The sequence below is a fragment of the Pseudomonas rhizosphaerae genome, from assembly GCF_000761155.1.
In the GTDB taxonomy this organism is placed as follows: domain Bacteria; phylum Pseudomonadota; class Gammaproteobacteria; order Pseudomonadales; family Pseudomonadaceae; genus Aquipseudomonas; species Aquipseudomonas rhizosphaerae.
Genome location: NZ_CP009533.1, coordinates 4623154 through 4639350 on the forward strand (window position 1 = coordinate 4623154; position 16197 = coordinate 4639350).

At 64.7% G+C, this 16197-nt stretch carries 14 protein-coding genes; 4 read left to right on the top strand and 10 right to left on the bottom strand.

Annotation, left to right across the window (positions count from 1 at the left end; genetic code table 11):
- Positions 1–17 precede the first annotated feature (17 nt).
- Entirely contained in the window at positions 18–707 is a 690-nt protein-coding gene (locus tag LT40_RS20555; protein WP_167335530.1) for an extensin-like domain-containing protein, read from the top strand.
- A gap of 149 nt (positions 708–856) precedes the next feature.
- On the opposite strand, the gene LT40_RS20560 is transcribed toward LT40_RS20555, so the two are convergent.
- Complete coding sequence (locus LT40_RS20560; RefSeq protein ID WP_043193110.1) at positions 857–1471, bottom strand: hypothetical protein; 615 nt, start codon at positions 1469–1471, stop codon at positions 857–859.
- Between the two features lie 95 nt (positions 1472–1566).
- On the opposite strand from LT40_RS20560, the gene LT40_RS20565 reads away from it, so the two are divergent.
- Complete coding sequence (locus LT40_RS20565) at positions 1567–2349, top strand: class I SAM-dependent methyltransferase (protein ID WP_043193113.1); 783 nt, start codon at positions 1567–1569, stop codon at positions 2347–2349.
- Positions 2350–2486: 137 nt separating this feature from the next.
- Positions 2487–4676 carry a TonB-dependent receptor gene (locus LT40_RS20570; protein WP_043193115.1) on the top strand — a complete coding sequence of 730 codons (2190 nt, stop codon included), beginning with the start codon at positions 2487–2489 and terminating at the stop codon, positions 4674–4676.
- Positions 4677–4694: 18 nt separating this feature from the next.
- Here the strand turns inward: LT40_RS20570 and LT40_RS20575 are convergent, their stop codons facing one another.
- The 5 genes from LT40_RS20575 to dapE all read right to left on the bottom strand — a co-directional run bounded on the left by LT40_RS20575 (position 4695) and on the right by dapE (position 10060).
- Entirely contained in the window at positions 4695–5096 is a 402-nt protein-coding gene (locus LT40_RS20575; RefSeq protein WP_043193117.1) for a YbaY family lipoprotein, read from the bottom strand.
- A 61-nt stretch (positions 5097–5157) separates the two neighbouring features.
- Positions 5158–7641 (bottom strand): glycerol-3-phosphate 1-O-acyltransferase PlsB, encoded by a 2484-nt coding sequence (gene plsB / locus LT40_RS20580; protein ID WP_043193120.1) that lies wholly within the window; start codon positions 7639–7641, stop codon positions 5158–5160.
- Between the two features lie 65 nt (positions 7642–7706).
- Positions 7707–8084 (bottom strand): hypothetical protein, encoded by a 378-nt coding sequence (locus tag LT40_RS20585; RefSeq protein ID WP_043193121.1) that lies wholly within the window; start codon positions 8082–8084, stop codon positions 7707–7709.
- Between the two features lie 12 nt (positions 8085–8096).
- Entirely contained in the window at positions 8097–8909 is an 813-nt protein-coding gene (locus LT40_RS20590; protein ID WP_043193122.1) for a putative RNA methyltransferase, read from the bottom strand.
- Entirely contained in the window at positions 8909–10060 is a 1152-nt protein-coding gene (gene dapE / locus LT40_RS20595; protein WP_043193123.1) for a succinyl-diaminopimelate desuccinylase, read from the bottom strand. The genes LT40_RS20590 and dapE overlap by 1 nt, the downstream gene beginning before the upstream one ends.
- A gap of 226 nt (positions 10061–10286) precedes the next feature.
- Between dapE and LT40_RS20600 the strand changes: the two genes are divergently transcribed.
- Positions 10287–10943, top strand: a complete 657-nt coding sequence (locus LT40_RS20600; RefSeq protein ID WP_043193124.1) for a DUF1120 domain-containing protein — start codon at positions 10287–10289, stop codon at positions 10941–10943.
- A 58-nt stretch (positions 10944–11001) separates the two neighbouring features.
- Here LT40_RS20600 and LT40_RS20605 read toward each other — a convergent pair whose 3' ends face one another.
- From LT40_RS20605 to LT40_RS20620, 4 genes are all read right to left on the bottom strand, one after another.
- The gene (locus LT40_RS20605; protein ID WP_043193125.1) at positions 11002–12126 is read right to left on the bottom strand and encodes a DUF1120 domain-containing protein; all 1125 of its coding nucleotides are present in this window, start codon (positions 12124–12126) and stop codon (positions 11002–11004) included.
- Positions 12123–14495: a fimbria/pilus outer membrane usher protein gene (locus LT40_RS20610; protein ID WP_043193126.1), complete on the bottom strand. Its 2373-nt coding sequence runs from the start codon at positions 14493–14495 to the stop codon at positions 12123–12125. Before LT40_RS20610 ends, LT40_RS20605 begins: the two co-directional genes overlap by 4 nt.
- The gene (locus LT40_RS20615) at positions 14495–15220 is read right to left on the bottom strand and encodes a fimbria/pilus chaperone family protein (RefSeq protein ID WP_043193127.1); all 726 of its coding nucleotides are present in this window, start codon (positions 15218–15220) and stop codon (positions 14495–14497) included. The genes LT40_RS20610 and LT40_RS20615 overlap by 1 nt, the downstream gene beginning before the upstream one ends.
- 287 nt (positions 15221–15507) lie before the next feature.
- Positions 15508–16188 (bottom strand): spermidine synthase, encoded by a 681-nt coding sequence (locus tag LT40_RS20620; protein WP_043193128.1) that lies wholly within the window; start codon positions 16186–16188, stop codon positions 15508–15510.
- Positions 16189–16197 lie beyond the last annotated feature (9 nt).

Here is a 16197-nt window from a genome sequence, read left to right on the forward strand (position 1 = left end):
GCCGAGCAGAGGTCGATGTGCTGCGATTGCTGATCATCCTGCTGGTGCTGGCCGCCGGCCCCGTTGCTGTATGGCGGGGCTGGATCGAGGTGCCCGATCGGTGGAACCCGTGGGCGCCGCTGGACATTGCCGAGCCGGTGAATTTCCTGACGCGCTACAAGCTTGGGCGCTTGCAGAGTGATCCACAGCTGTGCGTACAAGCGCTGGCGACGTCAAGCGTGCGCTACAGCGTACAGGCCGACAGCCCGGCCGATGCCAAGTGCCCGTTGGTCAATGTGTTGCGCGTGCAGGGCAGTGACGTCAGATTGAGCAGCAGCTTCCTGGCGACCTGTCCGGTGGTGGTGGCGTTCGCCATGTTCGAGCGCCAGGCGCTGCAACCGGCGGCACAGGCCGTGTTTGGCCAGGCGGTGACGCAGGTCGATCATCTGGGCAGCTTTGCCTGCCGCAATATCTATGGCCGCAGCGAAGGGCGCCTGAGCCAGCATGCGACCGCCAATGCCCTGGACATCGCCGGGTTTCGCCTGGCCGATGGGCGCCGCATCAACGTGCTCAAGGATTGGCCTGGCGACGACGCCAATGCGCGCTTCCTGCGCCAGGTTCGCGATGGCGCCTGCAAACATTTCAACACCGTCCTGGGCCCCGAATACAACGCTGCCCATCGCAACCATTTCCACCTCGACATGGGCGGCTGGAGCGTCTGCCGCTGATCCGTGTTCATTCCAGGTCACCGCGCCGCGCCCGGACGCGGCTCGCGCCGCTGCTACAGGGGATCGGGTGCGTCTGGAAAACATGGCCCGTGTAGCAACGGCGCAAGCCGCGTCGGCGGTGCATGCGGACTTTCTGGATGACGCGCCGGTCAGGCGGCTTGGCGGATGTTGTTCAATACGGCGGGGCGCATCCAGCTCAGGTCCAGTTCCAGCGCGTGGCATTGCTCGTCGATGGTTTCCTGTGCGAGCGGCATAGAAGCTTGCGCCAACTGCCAGTCCAGCTCGGCAATCGGCAAGTGCAGCGCACGAGGCATCGGTGCCGGGCCCGGTTGCGACACCTGGCCCCCGTGGTTCAGCACCAGCGGACGAACCCAGCGGCTGTCGAACGCCAAGTGAGCCTGTTGGGCCAGCACGTCCTGTTCAGGCAACGGCTTGGCGGGCTTGTCCAGCAGCGCCAACTCCAACTCGGCCTTTGGCAGAAACATGGGCTCGGGCGGCTTGACCTCGGTGTCGCGCACATCACACAAACGCTGCAGCAGAATATGCGCAAGGATCTCGCTGCCGGCACTGGGCTCTGTCGCCGATTCGCTGGCAGCCGCTGCAGGCGCCTGACCCTGCGCTCGCCCTTCGCAATGCTCAGTCAATGCCTGGGCGAAGAAGTCCTGCCACAGCGCGCTCGCCGCACCCAGGGTCTGGATGTTGTGCTGGCTGAAGTCGCCAATGGGCGAAATGTAACCTGGCGCTGTGGAATTGATGGCGGACATGGCACTCGACACGCTTGGGCTCTGGCAAAATGCCTGGCAAAGTTCTTATCGGCGGCAGGCGCCGATCTTTTAGCCTTTCGATACAGGAATCTTCAGTGGAGCAGCAAGCAGGTGGTCGCATCCAGGTCCAGGCGCAGAACGACGCCTGGGAACCGCAAGCCGAACAGTGGTCGCAACGGCTGGACCTGCCTCGACATCTGCCCGATGCCGATTTCACTTTGCAGGTAAGCGAAAACGGCCTGCAACTGCAACAACTGGGCGCAGACGCACCCGGGCCCGTACGTGTGGACTTCGTCGAAGGCGCAGTGGCCCATCGCCGGCTATACGGCGGCGGCAGTGGCCAGATGATCGCCAAGGCCGTTGGCGTACAGCCCGGTGTTCGACCGCAGGTACTGGATGCCACGGCGGGCCTGGGCAAGGACGCATTCGTGCTGGCCAGCCTGGGCTGCGACATGAGCCTGATAGAGCGCCAGCCGATCATTGCTGCGCTGCTCGAGGATGGGCTGGCCCGTGCCCAGGGTGATCCGGAAGTCGGCGCCATCGTTGCGCGCATGCGGCTGCTCAAGGGCAACTCGATCCAGGTCATGCAGCAGTGGCAGGGCGAAGCGCCTCAGGTGATCTACCTGGACCCGATGTTCCCCCATCGGGAGAAAAGCGCGCTGGTGAAAAAGGAAATGCGCCTGTTCCGCCCGTTGGTCGGCGATGACATGGATGCCCCCGCTCTGTTGGCCGCTGCGTTGGCTCTGGCCAGCCATCGGGTGGTGGTCAAGCGACCGCGCAAGGCGCCGTGCATCGAAGGCATCAAACCCAGCCATGCACTGGAAGGTAAGTCCAGTCGTTACGATATCTACCCGAAGAAAGCACTCAAGCCGGCATGAGAAGGTGCACTGGGTTGTAGGCACAGGCGACCTTTCATGCCCGCGGCGGCGTAGGATCAGTCCTGATTTTTCCCGTCACGGTTTTAGCTCGGTAGCCTCAAATAGAATCAAGTCTCATTTGTAGTGAGGCTGTATACATGTACCGTTCTACAGGAGTTTGCACGTTGCCCCGCCGGTCGGCGCTGGGCCTGGCGTTGATCGGTTGCGCCGCGGGCGCCCATGCCCATGAGGGGCATGAATCGCTGGTGCTGGACAAGCTGAGCGTTACCGGCAAGCAGGCTGCGCCGCCTTATCAGGTCCAGCGCTCGGCTTCGGCCAAATACGCGGTACCGCTGTTGGACGTGCCGCAAACGGTCACCGTGGTCCCACGCCAGGTCATCCGCGAACAGAACGCCCTGGGTTTGCGTCGAGCGCTGTCCAACGTTTCCGGAATCTCTTTCAACGCAGGCGAGGGCGGGGGCGGCTCGGGTGACAGCATCAACATCCGTGGCTTCAGCGCCAACGCCAACCTCCAGATCGATGGCCTGCGCGACTCTGCACAGACCAGCCGCAGCGACCTGTTCAACCTGGAGCAGCTCGAGGTCATGAAGGGCCCTGGCTCGGTGTTCGGCGGCGCCGGCACCACCGGCGGGGCCATCAACCTGATCACCAAGCTGCCGGTCGCCGACAGTTTCACCGAGCTGGGCGCCGGTGTCGGCACCGATCGCTATCGTCGCCTGACCCTCGACACCAACCAGCAACTGCACGACCTGGGCGACGGCACCCTGTTTCGTCTCAACCTGATGGCCCACGAGAACCACGTGCCGGGTCGCGACCGCATCGAACAGCAACGCTGGGGGCTGGCGCCTTCCCTGACCTTCGGGCACGGCAGCGACACGCGCCTGACGCTCAGCTATTTCCACCAAAGCGATGACAACCTGCCCGACTACGGCGTGCCCGCCCGCGATGGCAAGCGCCTGCCGGGGGTCAAGACCAGCCACTACTACGGCTGGCGCAACCTGGACCAGGAACGTGCCGACACCGACAGCCTGACGGTCAGGTACGAGCACGACCTGAACCCTGACTGGAGCGTGCAAAATCTTTCGCGCATCAGCCAGGTCGACCGCGATGCCACGGTGTCCGCTTCCCACGTCAAGCTGGCCAAGCTTCCGGCGTTGCGTTACCTGCCGGCAGGGCCGCAGGCTTATCGACGCGACGTGCAGACCCGCCTGGCCATGAACCAGACCAGCCTCACCGGCCACTTCGATACCTTCGGCCTGGGCAACACGCTGGTAGTGGGTGCCGAGCTGTCCCGCGAAACCTACGACCGCAGGGCTTCGGGCTATGCCGTGGAGTCGTTCTACCCGGCCAACGGCTACGATCTGGCTAATCCACCGGGCCACTGGAGCGGGCCGAAGGTCAAGTCGCCGACCAGCGTGGCGCACAACAGCATGGTCGATCAGGCGCTGTACGTGTTCGACACCCTGGCCCTGAACGAGCAGTGGGATGTCAGCCTCGGCCTGCGCTACGACCACATGCGCGCCCGAGCCAACAGCCGCTCCAGCAGCGGGGCTCGGAGCCAGGCCGGCTCCACCGAAGGTGTGTTCAGCCAACGTGCGGGGCTGGTCTATAAACCCACCGAGAACGGCCGCTTCTATGTGGCTTACGGCACCTCGTTCAACCCCTCGGCCGAAAACCTGCTGACCTATGGCGGTGGCCTGTCCGAAAGCACCCAGAGCCTGGAACCGGAGAAGGGAAAAACCTGGGAGCTGGGCAGCAAATGGCAATTGCTCGATGAGCGCCTGCAACTGGAAGCCGCGCTATTCCGAGTGGTCAAGGACAACGTTCGCGAGCGCCTCAGCGACGGCACCAACCTGCTCGCGGGCAAGCAGCGCGTGCAAGGGCTGGAACTGGCCGCCACAGGCGAGTTGACCGAGCAGTGGCACGTGTTCGCCAACTACACGCTGCAGGACAGCGAGACGCTCGAATCGGTGGCAACGCCCAAGCGGGTAGGTCAGGCACTGAAGAACACCGCGCCGCGCTCCTTCAACCTGTGGACTGCCTACCAGCTTCCGAGCGACATCACCCTGGCCTACGGTGTGCGCCACGTCGGCAAGCGCAACCTCACCTCTGAGGATCAGGCCAAGCTCGACGCCTACTGGGTACACGATGCGATGCTTGGCTATAGGGCTTCGGACAATCTCGAACTGCAACTGAACCTGAGCAACCTGACCGACAAGAAATACGTCGAGCGGGTGCGTACCGTCATAGGCAGCGACACTCGCTCCTCGGCCGTGGAGTACGGCGACGGTCGCGCGGCGGTGCTCAGCAGCGTCTATCGATTCTGAACACCGGCGCCGTCGTCATTACCGTGAAGCGGCATCCATGCGGATGCGCAATGGCTGCTCATCCTTGCCATCCAGCGTCACGCCGTGATGCTGGGTGCTGATGAACAACAGGTGCCCGTCGGCTTCAACGCGGGCACTCACTGAATAGCGATGCCCCGGCTTGACCTGGGCCGGGTCGTATTCCAATTTGAACGGCAGCGGCACCTGGCCGGTGATGGGGCCGCTTTGCCGGGCCAGGGCGACGGCAGGTGCGTCTGCCAGCGACACGTCCTGCAGGCTCACGGTCAAGACCGCCGAAGGCGGCAGGGCGATGCGCTGCAGATAGAACGCTTCCCCTTCGAGCGTGGCTTTGGGTGCAGGCTGCAAGCTGCTGCAGGCACCGATGAGGGCGCTGAGTACGATCAGTGAAAGGCGTTTCATGGCTATCTCCGTTTTACAATATCAGCCGTCGGGCAAAAGCATAGGCAAACACCCTCGTCGGTTACAACCCATCGGCGGATTCTTCACTGCGGTGCAGCGCTACCTGGCGGATCGACAGGCGAATTTCCGCCGGCAAGACCCGTTTGGCGGCCCCTTCGGCCAGCTCGTCGAGCATCGGGTGGTGGCTTAACTTGCCGTTGGCATCGCGGCGCAGCACCCCTTGATCAAGCAAGGTCTGGATGAAGTGGCGGAACAGGCTCTTGTCGAAGAACTCCGGCGCATTCAGGCCATGCAGGATCGACAGGCGCTGGGCCATGGTGGTGCACAGGTCTTCCAGCTCCTCGGCACTCAGGGCGTTCTGGCCGGCATTGAGCAGCAGGGCGATCGCCATGTAGAAGCGCTGCAGGGTCTGCGCGATGGCGCGCGACAACAGGGTCAGCAGCACGAACTGCCGCGAACTGGGCGCGGGACGCAGGTACACGCCGTTTTCGAGGCGCAACAGGCCTTGTTCGACCAGCGCCTGCAGCCACTGGTCGATCACACCATCGAGTTCCTCGGCGGTCCAGCGGATGAACAGCTCGGCTTGCAGATAGGGGTACAAGGCGTGGGCATAGCGCAGGATCTGCTCGCGGGTCATGCGCGAGGTGCTCTGGAAGAAACTGGCCAACAACGCGGGCAGGGCGAAGATATGCAGCACGTTGTTACGGTAGTAGGTCATCAGCACGGCGTGCTGTTCGTCCAGGTACAGGATCCTGCCCAGGGCATCACTCTGTTCGGACAGCAGCTGCATGCCCTGGACATGGGCGATCAGGCTGCGGGCGTCGCCGTCGGGCACCGTGGTGTGGGGCGAGTAGGGCACCTGGCGCAGCAAGGTCAGGTACAGGTCGAGTACCCGCTCCATGGCCCCTTCGTCCAGGGCCAGCTTGCTGGTCGACAGCAGTGCCAGCGCCACCAGGTTGACCGGGTTGATCGCTGCGGCTTCGTTCATGTGACGCGCCACCCGAATGCCCAGGCGGTGAGTGGTCTCGTTCAGCCAGTCGGGCTTGAACTCGGGCGCCAAGTCCTGCTGGCGCCAGCCAGGCTGCTGCTCATCGAGAAATGCCTGCAGCTTGATCGGCTCGCCAAAATTGACCGCCACCTGGCCAAACCGCTGCTTGAGCGCGCCGATGACCTTGAACACGTCCAGGATCGACTCTTTCTTCTTGGTCGCGCCGCGCAGCTCGCCCAGGTAGGTACGGCCTTCCAGCACGCGCTCGTAGCCGATGTACACCGGCACGAAGACGATGGGGGTACGCGAGGAACGCAGGTAACTGCGCAGGGTAATGGCCAGCATGCCGGTCTTGGGTTGCAGCATGCGTCCGGTGCGTGAGCGCCCGCCTTCGACGAAGTACTCCACCGGGAAACCCTTGGTGAACAGGGTGTGCAGGTATTCATTGAACACGGCGCTGTACAGCGGGTTGCCCTTGAAGGTGCGGCGCATGAAAAACGCGCCGCCGCGCCTCAGCAGGCTGCCGATCACCGGCATGTTGAGGTTGATGCCGGCGGCGACATGGGGCGGTGTCAGGCCGTTCTTGAACAGCAGGTAGGACAGCAGCAGGTAGTCGATGTGGCTGCGGTGGCACGGCACGTAGATGATCTCGTTGCCACGGGCAACGTCCTTCACGCCATCGATATTGTTGACCTTGATGCCGTCGTAGATCTTGTTCCAGAACCAGCTGAGCACCACCTCCAGAAAACGAATGGCGGTGTAGGTGTAGTCCGAGGCGATTTCATTGCCGTAGTGCAGGGCACGGGCCTCGGCCTTTTCCAGGCTGATGTGCTCGCGTTCGGCTTCTTCGGCGATGGCCTGACGTACCAGTGGATCGCGAACAAGGCCTTTGACCAGATGACGCCGGTGGGAAATGTCGGGGCCGATGACGGCCGTCTTCAGGTTGCGGAAATGCACCCGCAAGATGCGCTGGGCCATGCGTACCGTGCGCTCGTGGCCCTTGTTCTGTTGCACCAGTTCGGCCAGGTGAATGGGCTCGGAAAACTGCACGCGTGTCTTGCGGCCCAGAATCAGGATGCTGACCAGCTTGCGCAGACGCCCGGTCACCGCCCAGCTGTCGGCGAACAGCAGTTTCCAGGGGCTGGATTCGCTCGCCGGCGATTGCCCCCAGAACACGCTGACTGGAATGATCTGCGCATCTTCGCCAGCGTTCTGTGCCAGCGCCGTGACCAGCCGGGCCAGGGTAGGCGGCGCGCCGCGCTTGTCCTGACGGCCGAGCCAGTCCGGGTCCGGGGTGAGGTAGAAAACTGCCGTGGGTTCCATGAGGTCGCCGATGGCCACGGGCAGCACCGGACGGGGCAGGCCGGCCTTGGTGCATTCGCGGTCGACCACGGCGAGGTCGGCCAGCGAAGGCGACTGCAAGGCGTACAGCACGGGCCTGCTGCGATCCAGATTCAGGGTGAACGATGACTGGTTGATGGTTTCGGAACGAACCCACAGGTACAGCAAGCGGCGCAAGGTGCCGAACACTAGGCGGTGCAGAGGTGAGCGGGTCATAGGCCAGGGCTTGGGGGGAAAAGGCTACTTTACCGGGTTTTCCGGGCCGAAGGCATTGAGGTGTATCAGCCGGTACGCCAGGTAATTTCTTCTTCACCGTCTTCGCTGATACGAATCCAGCGGTCGGCGTTTTCTTCGCCTTCCTCTTCCACCCAGCTGCCCGGTGCGCAGCGCACCTCGACACCGAGTGCCTTGAAGGCTGCACGGGCGCAGGCGACATCGTCGTCCCAAGGGGTGGCATCGCTTTCCAGGTACAGGCTGTTCCACTTGCCCACGGCCTTGGGCAGCCAGGTTACTGGCACGTTGCCGGCCTGGCATTTCCAGGTCTGGCCCTTCTGCTGCCAGTCGCTGCAGGGCCCCAGGGCCTGGCCGAGCCAGGCGGCGATGGCCTTGTGGTCGACGTCGGCGTCCTTGAGGTAAATCTCGATATCGGGTTGGCGCATGGGTAGGCTCGCTCAGTCTTGACGCACAAAATAATCGTAGCGCATGGATACCGTGACCACGAGTGGCTGCGGCTGTTCGATCACCGCGGCGCGTCGCTCGGCGCTAGCGCGCCAGCCGTGGGGCGTCATCGCCAGCAGGTTGGCGCGCGATTGCGCGTCGATCAGCTTGAGCTTGAAGGTCAGCGTTTCATGGTGCGCGTGCTGCATGCCTTCGGGTACTTGCAACAGGTGTTTGTCGTCGACGTAGTCGCGTACCTCGTCGTACAGGCGCTCGCGCAGTTCCATCAGGTGGCCACGGGTGGGGCCCACCCGCATCAGGCCGCCACCGGGCGCCAACAGGCGTTTGGCCTCGGCCCAGTCGAGCGGGCTGAACACGCTGGTCAGGAACTGGCAGCTGGCGTCGGCGAGCGGCACGCGCGCCATGCTGGCGACCAGCCAATGCACGGACGGCGCACGCTTGCAGGCGCGCTTGACCGCCTCGCGGGAGATGTCCAGCGCATAGCCATCGGCGCGGGGTAGCGCCTGGGCGATCTGCTCGGTGTAGTAGCCTTCGCCGCAGCCGATGTCCAGCCAGCGGCGTGGCCAGCGTTCGGCCGCAAGCTCGGCCAGGCGCTGCGCCACGGGCGCATAGTGCCCTTCGTTGAGGAAGTCGCGGCGGGCTTCGACCATGGCTTGGTTGTCACCCGGCTCGCGACTGTTCTTGTGCTGCACCGGCAGCAAGTTCAGGTAACCCTGACGCGCGCGATCGAAGCGATGGCCGCTGGGGCAGACCATGCCATTGTCGGCGTTGGCCAGCATGGCGGTGCAGAGAGGGCAAGTGAGCATCAGGCGAGCAACTCGACGAGGGTCTGGTAGTAGATCTCGGTCAGCACATCGAGGTCGCTGGCCAGGATACGTTCGTTGACCTGGTGGATCGTGGCATTCACCGGGCCCAACTCGACTACCTGGGTGCCGAGGGTGGCAATGAAGCGCCCGTCGGAGGTGCCGCCGCTGGTCGAGGCCTGGGTCTCGCGGCCGGTGACGTCCTTGATGCTGGCCGCTACCGCATCGAGCAGGGCACCCGGCTCGGTCAGGAACGGCAGGCCGGACAGCGCCCAGTCGATGTGCCAGTCCAGGCCATGCTTGTCGAGAATCGTGGCCACACGTTGCTGCAGGCCTTCGACCGTGGACTGGGTGGAGAAACGGAAGTTGAACACCGCCGTCAGCTCGCCCGGAATCACGTTGGTGGCGCCGGTGCCGCTGTTGAGATTGGACACCTGGAAACTGGTCGGCGGGAAGAACGCATTGCCGTCATCCCAATGCTCGGCGGCCAGCTCGGCCAGGGCCGGGGCCGCCAGGTGGATCGGGTTGCGCGCCAGGTGCGGATACGCCACATGGCCCTGCACGCCGCGCACGGTCAAGGTGGCGCCAAGCGAGCCGCGCCGGCCGTTCTTCACCACATCACCGACCAGGGTGGTGCTCGAAGGCTCGCCGACGATGCACCAGTCCAGCCGCTCCTTGCGCGCAGCCAGGCGCTCGACCACTGCCTTGGTGCCGTGGTGGGCCGGGCCTTCTTCGTCGCTGGTGATCAGGAAGGCGACCGAACCACGGTGGTTGGGGTGATCGGCGACGAAGCGCTCAGCGGCCACCAGCATCGCCGCCAGGCTGCCCTTCATGTCGGCGGCGCCACGGCCATGCAACATGCCGTGCTCGTCGATGACGGCCTCGAACGGAGCGATCTGCCAAGCCTGGGTGGGGCCGGTGGGGACCACGTCGGTGTGGCCGGCGAAGCACAGCACCGGGCCGTCCTGGGTGCCATGGGTGGCCCAGAAGTTGTCCACCTCCTCGATGCGCATCGGCTCCAGCTTGAAACCGGCCTGCCCCAGGCGCTGCATCATCAGTTTCTGGCAATCGGCGTCCACGGGTGTGACCGAAGGGCGGCGGATCAGGTCGCAGGCAAGCTGCAGCGTGGGCGAGAGGTCGGCGGCGGCCGTCATGGAAACTCCGGAAGCAGGGGCGGGCAAAGGGGCGATATGGTAAAGCAAAAACGCATGGGCCAACACCGCGGGGCCGTTGGCGGCACTTTCGCTGCATATTCCTACATCGCCGCCGGCTTATTCGCCGGGTAGGGCAATCGATCTCTCATGTTTTGCGCCGCACTCGGCCATCACCATCCCGCAGGCGTTCCGCGCCTCCTGCGATCGCACCGACCGAGAGAACGACATGACCCCCGTTACACGCATTGCCCTCTTCACCGCACTCCTTGCACCCATTGCCATGGCAGTCGCCGGCCCGTCCGTGGACGTCACGATCACCGGCTCGATCATGCCCGGTGGCTGCACACCGACCCTGAGCAACGCGCAGCTGGATCACGGCCGTTTGTACAGCCGCGACCTGCGCACCACGGGCCCGACCGTGCTGGACGACCGCACTCGCACCACCACCTTGACCATAAGCTGCGAAGCGGCGACTGCTTATGGCCTTCGTGCCGTCGACAATCGCGTCGAATCGGTGCTGGAAAACGCCGACGCCACCCGTTTCGGGCTGGGCCTGACCAGCAAGGACGAGAAAATCGGCTCGTTCAGGCTGCGTATCGCCCCCGAAGGCTCGACCATGGATGGCAAGCCTGTCTTGCTGACCGTCGGCAGCGCTACGGGCAAGGTCTGGTCCGCCGCCGAGCGACGTACGCGCAGCTTGCGCAACGACGGTCAGCTCGTGGGCCTGGTCGACAAGGAGGGCGTGGAAAGCGGGCCGACGGCGACCAAGGACGCCGTATTGACGCTGGTTTCATACCTGACCATCGCGCCGACTGCGAACCTGACCCTGGATGGCGAAGTACCCCTGGCCGGTGCCGCGACCCTGGAGCTGTTCTATCTGTAAGCGCTCAAACATTCATGACCGGGCTCGCCGGACAACGCTCCGAGGTCTTGAGTAAGCGTCACAGATAGATGATTTCCAGTGTCACCGAGCCATCGATCGGTGTTTCCTGGCGCAGGTCCAGCTCGCGGGCAGGCGCCAGGTGCAGGTCGATGGTCAAGGGCAGCGACAGCCCTGACCAGGCACTCGGTGCGCTACCCGGCGCCAACACTCCCTGCAGCGCCGTGAGTTGACCATCGCTGCGCAGGAACCCGTCGCGATCCACTCGCCAGGTCTGTCCCGAAGTGTCTCCGAGCAGGGCGACCGAGGGCGTGCCATCGCGACCTGTCGCTGCACCCAAACGCACGCTATAGCCACCCAACGCCTGGCCGGCGGCAGTGCGACCAATGCCGAACAGTGTGGGCTTGGCCAGACCGAGTCGATCGCTCACCGATCCGGTACGGTTGTCGACGGCGCGAATGGCGAAACGGGTCGGTGCGTCACAGTCCACGTCCAGTATCGTGGGTTGGCTGAACGAGGTGACCGACGCGTGCTGCAGTTGGCTCATGGCAATGCGGCCAAAGTCCACCTGCGCATTGCCGGCCAGCGTCGGCCGACACGCGGCGGGTGCAAAGCCGGTACGCACCTGCAACGTCGTCAGTTGGCCGGCGACGGCGAAAGTACCGCTGGCGGAAAGGGTATGCGCATCAGGGGCCGTCAGCACGGACGGTGCGAGCGCGGCCTGCAGTTCGATCTGTGCCTGCAGCCGCCTGCCCCGTATGACCTTGCCAGCGCGCAATGGCTGCAGGCCTTGGTCATCTTCCAATGCAGCGGCTTCGGATACCCTGGAAGCCCTGGGTGCAGAAGCAGGTACCGGGCTCCACTGCACGCGCTGATCGTCGACGGCTGCCTGCAAGACGCTCAGACGGTAGGTGCCCTGCGGGCCTAGGGCAAAGCCTTTGGTCGAAGGTTCGGCTGCTCGGTACGCCAGCACCAGATCCTGCTCCGTGTCACACACCAGGTTCAGGCTGAACCTGCGCGGTGGCAGGGGCACTTCATCGCCCGACAGCTGCACAGTCGTGCGGTTGAACTGGCCAAGGTCGATGTCAGCCGGACTCAACGCCAGGTTGCACCCCTGCGCCAAAGCCACGGCAGGTGCCAGCAGCCCTGCCAGCAGCGCGACCAGCGTGTATCTGCAACCGTTCATGACTGGCCTTCGTCGACACGGCACTGCGCCGTGGCTTTTTCGTAATAAGCCTGGGGGTCGGCTGCGCTCGACAGCTCGACGTGCAACCTGCACGGCTGATCATCCAGCGTGCGGCTCCACAGCTCTGGGCTGGCATGGAAATCAGGTACGAAAATCACACCGTTTTCCTGTACCAACGTTATCAACCGGCCGTGTTCATCGCTGACATTGGCGCCTCGCTCGAGGCGTCGGCCGTTGTCGTCGAGCACTTGCAGGAGCAACCGCCGCGTCACCGAAACGGGAAACTTGACCCGTGGCACTGCCCCACGGGCGGCCTGGATCATTGCCGCGCCCTGCTGTATGTCGACGTTTCGCGGTAACGACGCCGTGGCCACCTGCACGTTGCTGCGCCCGAAGGGTGCCAGTTGTGGCAGGACGGCGCGGCCCTGGCGGTCGGTCCAGACGCTGCCGCCCGGCGTATCGATCCGAACGCCAGCGATGTTTTCCAGGGTGAGCAGGCCAAAAGTGTCCTGAAGCGGGTAGGGCGACAGGGTGAAACCATCTTCATGGAGCACCACGGCACCGCGCGCGGCGGCGCTGTAGCCTTGGCGGCCAGGGCCGTGGTGGGCATAGCCGAGGTCCAGCTGGCTGGCCTGGGTCAGCCGTGAAACGCCGCCATTGTAGCTGACGGTGCCCTCGCGACCGGCGCGCTCGACGGCAACGCGGTACTGCGTCCGCTCGTCCCAGCGGCCTTGTACACCGCTGCCCAGGCGCACGCCCGTGGTGTCGTGGCGGACGGTCGAACGCAAGGTGAAGCCGGCGCTCAAGGGCAGGCTGGTACTGACATGGAAGGCGTTGCCCAAACCTTTCCTGCCGGCTGCCTGCCACTGCCCGGAGGCTGTCAGCGCCACCGGGCCGAGCCGTCGGCCCCAGTTGATCTGGGCGCGGCTGGAGCGGCGCCCGTCGAAGGCCGTGGCAGTGGACCAAGTGCTGCTCAAGCTGCCTGTCCAGGGATGGGTCCAACCCAGGCCCACGGCGTACTGGTCGCGCTGGCGACTGTTCCGGGCGGGGTCCTGGCTCCAGGCGCCGTCGATCAAGTCTCGATAGCCAAGCGACTGTCGACCAGCGCTGAACAGTGCCGACCACCGCGCCCCCAACTGCTGATTGAGGGTGATGCTGCCCTGCAGGCCATAGGTGGCTGGTTCGCTGGCATGGGCGGCCTGTATCAAGCCCTGCGCGCGCGAGCCCGACCAGGGTTCCAGGCTCAACCCGGCGCCCGCGGCGTGATAGCCCTGAGCGATCAATGCGCCGCCACTGAGGCTCGCGCCGGGAGCCAGCGGGTAGCTGCTGCCGGCGCTCATGACCCAGGGCTGATAGCCTTTGCGATCGGCGTCGCGCAGTTGCCCGATGCCCAAAGCGAAACCCCGTGAGGGCAAGTCCAGGCCAAGCGTCGCAGCCAGGACAGTAAAGACGCGGCGCTCGCCATCGGCCTCGGTCACCGTAACCTCCAGGTCCCGACGCCGATCCAGTTGCGGGACGTCATTCAATTCGAACGGGCCGGCCGGCACGACGGTGGAGTAGAGGGGCACGCCGCCCTGGCGAATATCCACGCGCGCCTGAGTGGCGGCAATGCCCTGCACTCGGGCGCCGTTGCCGCCGGTACGCAGCGCCGGCTCGCTCATCCACTGCGCACCGGTGACCCTCGCCCCGGAGAGCACCGGATTGCTCAGGTTGATCTGACCCAGTTGCAACATTGCCTGCTGGCTGCTGAAGGTGCGTTGCGCGTAGGCTTCCCTGTGCTGAAACGTCCCTTTGCCCTGTACCGAGCTATGGAACTGGCGGCTGCGCAGCACCCAGTCGCCCGCATTGACCCCGGCCTCGGTGTTGACCGAGAGGAACCGGTTGCGCTGAGCACCGAACTGGTTGTAGAGGCCCTGAACATCGTAATTGAGCAAGCCGGCGACACCGCCACGGGTGAACCCCGACAGGTCTGCCGCCGCGATTCGCACGGCGGAGTCGGGCACCAGCAGTTTGACCTCGCCGGTCTGCGGCAGCGGTTCGATGCGGGTTTCGGGGAAGTGGTCGACGAAGGCGTTGCAGCCCGCGCCGGCGTCGATCAGCTCGCCGGCGTTGCGTACGGCCTGATCGATACACAGGGTGCCGTCGGCGTTGAAGCGGGCCTGGACGATGCCCTTGGGCTGGCCGTTGACCGACAGCCGCACGGCATGCAGGCCAGCGGTGAACCGTGCGCCCTGGCTCAGGTAGGCCGCCAGGACGGGGTCTATGCCACGCAGGCGCAGGGTCTGGCTGTCGAACGTCATCGCGTTCGCCCATCGCGTGCACAACATCAGCGCCAACACGGTCAGGACGCTTGCGCGTGCTGCCGTCATCAAGGCTCGTCCTGTTCCAGGGCAGCCTCGTGAGCGTCCACCGCAAAGCCGTACACCGTGGCGGGGGTGAAACGGATCTGTCCATCGCCAGCGGCCAACGTGTTGCTCGCCAAGGTCAGCTCGTCGCCGGGCAGCACGTAGCTGCGCGGCAGTTGCCATGTCGTTCGGCTGGGCAGGCTGTGCAGTTCCTGCGCCAGACGTACGACATAGGGAGTGGGATTGCTGACCTTCAAGCGCCCCTCGCGCAACGACCAGCGCAGGCCTTTCCAGGGTTCGGTGTTTCGCGCCAGGCCTTTGGGATGCACGATGACCGGCAAATTCTGGCGCACATTGACTGTTACCTTGGCCTCGCCGCGCTGGCCTGGCTGGCTGGTTTGCGCCAAGCCTTCGAAAACCACCCGCTTGAGCCGCTGTGCGGTCAGCGGTTCGGAGGTGGCCAGAATGAACCGCACCAGTTGTGATTCTCCGGCCTCGACCCGGGCGATGGGCGGCGTCACGAGCAGCAACGTAGCGGTGTCCTCGGGGATATGTTCCAGGGTGACATGCAGCAGGGCAGGGTTGCGGTCGCTGTTGGTGACCTTGATGGCGGCTTCGGCCTCGCCTTCGTGAACGATCACCACCGAAGTTTCCGGGACCATGCCGTCGGCGTGAAGGCCTGGGCTGCAGGCCAGCGCAGCGGTCAGGCATAGCCCTGTGAATGAGGGATGAATCGAACGGTGAACCATCGGGCGCTCCAGGCAGATACAAAGATGTCGGATACGGCCACGCCTTGCTTGGCACCTGAGTGCCGGGAGGATTTTGAGGGGGGTGAAGGGGCTGCAACGTGGCAGCGATACTCTAAAAGCAATCCGTTCCGTGTACGGCTCGGACCCTTCCGCAAATGACGGGCGAAAGGGTTGCAGGCGTTGTCGGAGCGATGCTTAGGGTTCCGTAGGAGTGGCCGCTACCGGTGCTCCGGGGGGATGCGGTGCGGGCTTTGCGGCCTCGGAACGCTCCCACGGATGGGGAGGGGTCAGACTTTCTGCGCGATCCAGATAGTGTGCCGGGTGCCCTTGTTGCCGTGGGCGAACACTTGCACCTCCTCGGCCTTGAAGCCGGCCTTGCGCAGCTTGTCGCTGAACTGCCGGTCGGCGCTGGCCGACCAGACGGCCAGCACACCCTTGGCTCTCAGCGCCTTGGCGCATGCCGCCAACCCGCCGCTCGAATACAGCCAGCTGTTGGCCTTCTGGGTCAGGCCCTCGGGGCCGTTGTCCACATCCAGCATGATGGCGTCGAAGCCGGCCGGCTCGGCCTGCAGCACTTTGGCCACATCTTCCAGGCGGATGACGGTGCGCGGATCGGCGAGCGGGTTGCCGGCTTTTTCACCCAGCGGACCGCGGTTCCATTCCACCACGCCCGGAACCAGTTCGGCGACCACCACTTCGGCGGTCTTGCCCAGGTGCTTGAGCGCCGAAGCCAGGGTGAAGCCCATGCCCAACCCGCCGATCAGCACCCGCGAGTTCGGTCGCCCGGCCACCTTGCGGCAGGGGATTTCGGCCAGGGCGTCCTCGGAACCGTGCATGCGCGTGTTCATCAATTGGCCGCCGTCACCGCCCTGGATCTTGATGACGAAGTCTTCGCCGTACTCGAACAGGCAGAGCGCGCCGCCGTTTTCGGGGATCGGCGTGGTATCGAGCAATACAAAACGTTTCATCGGAGGGTC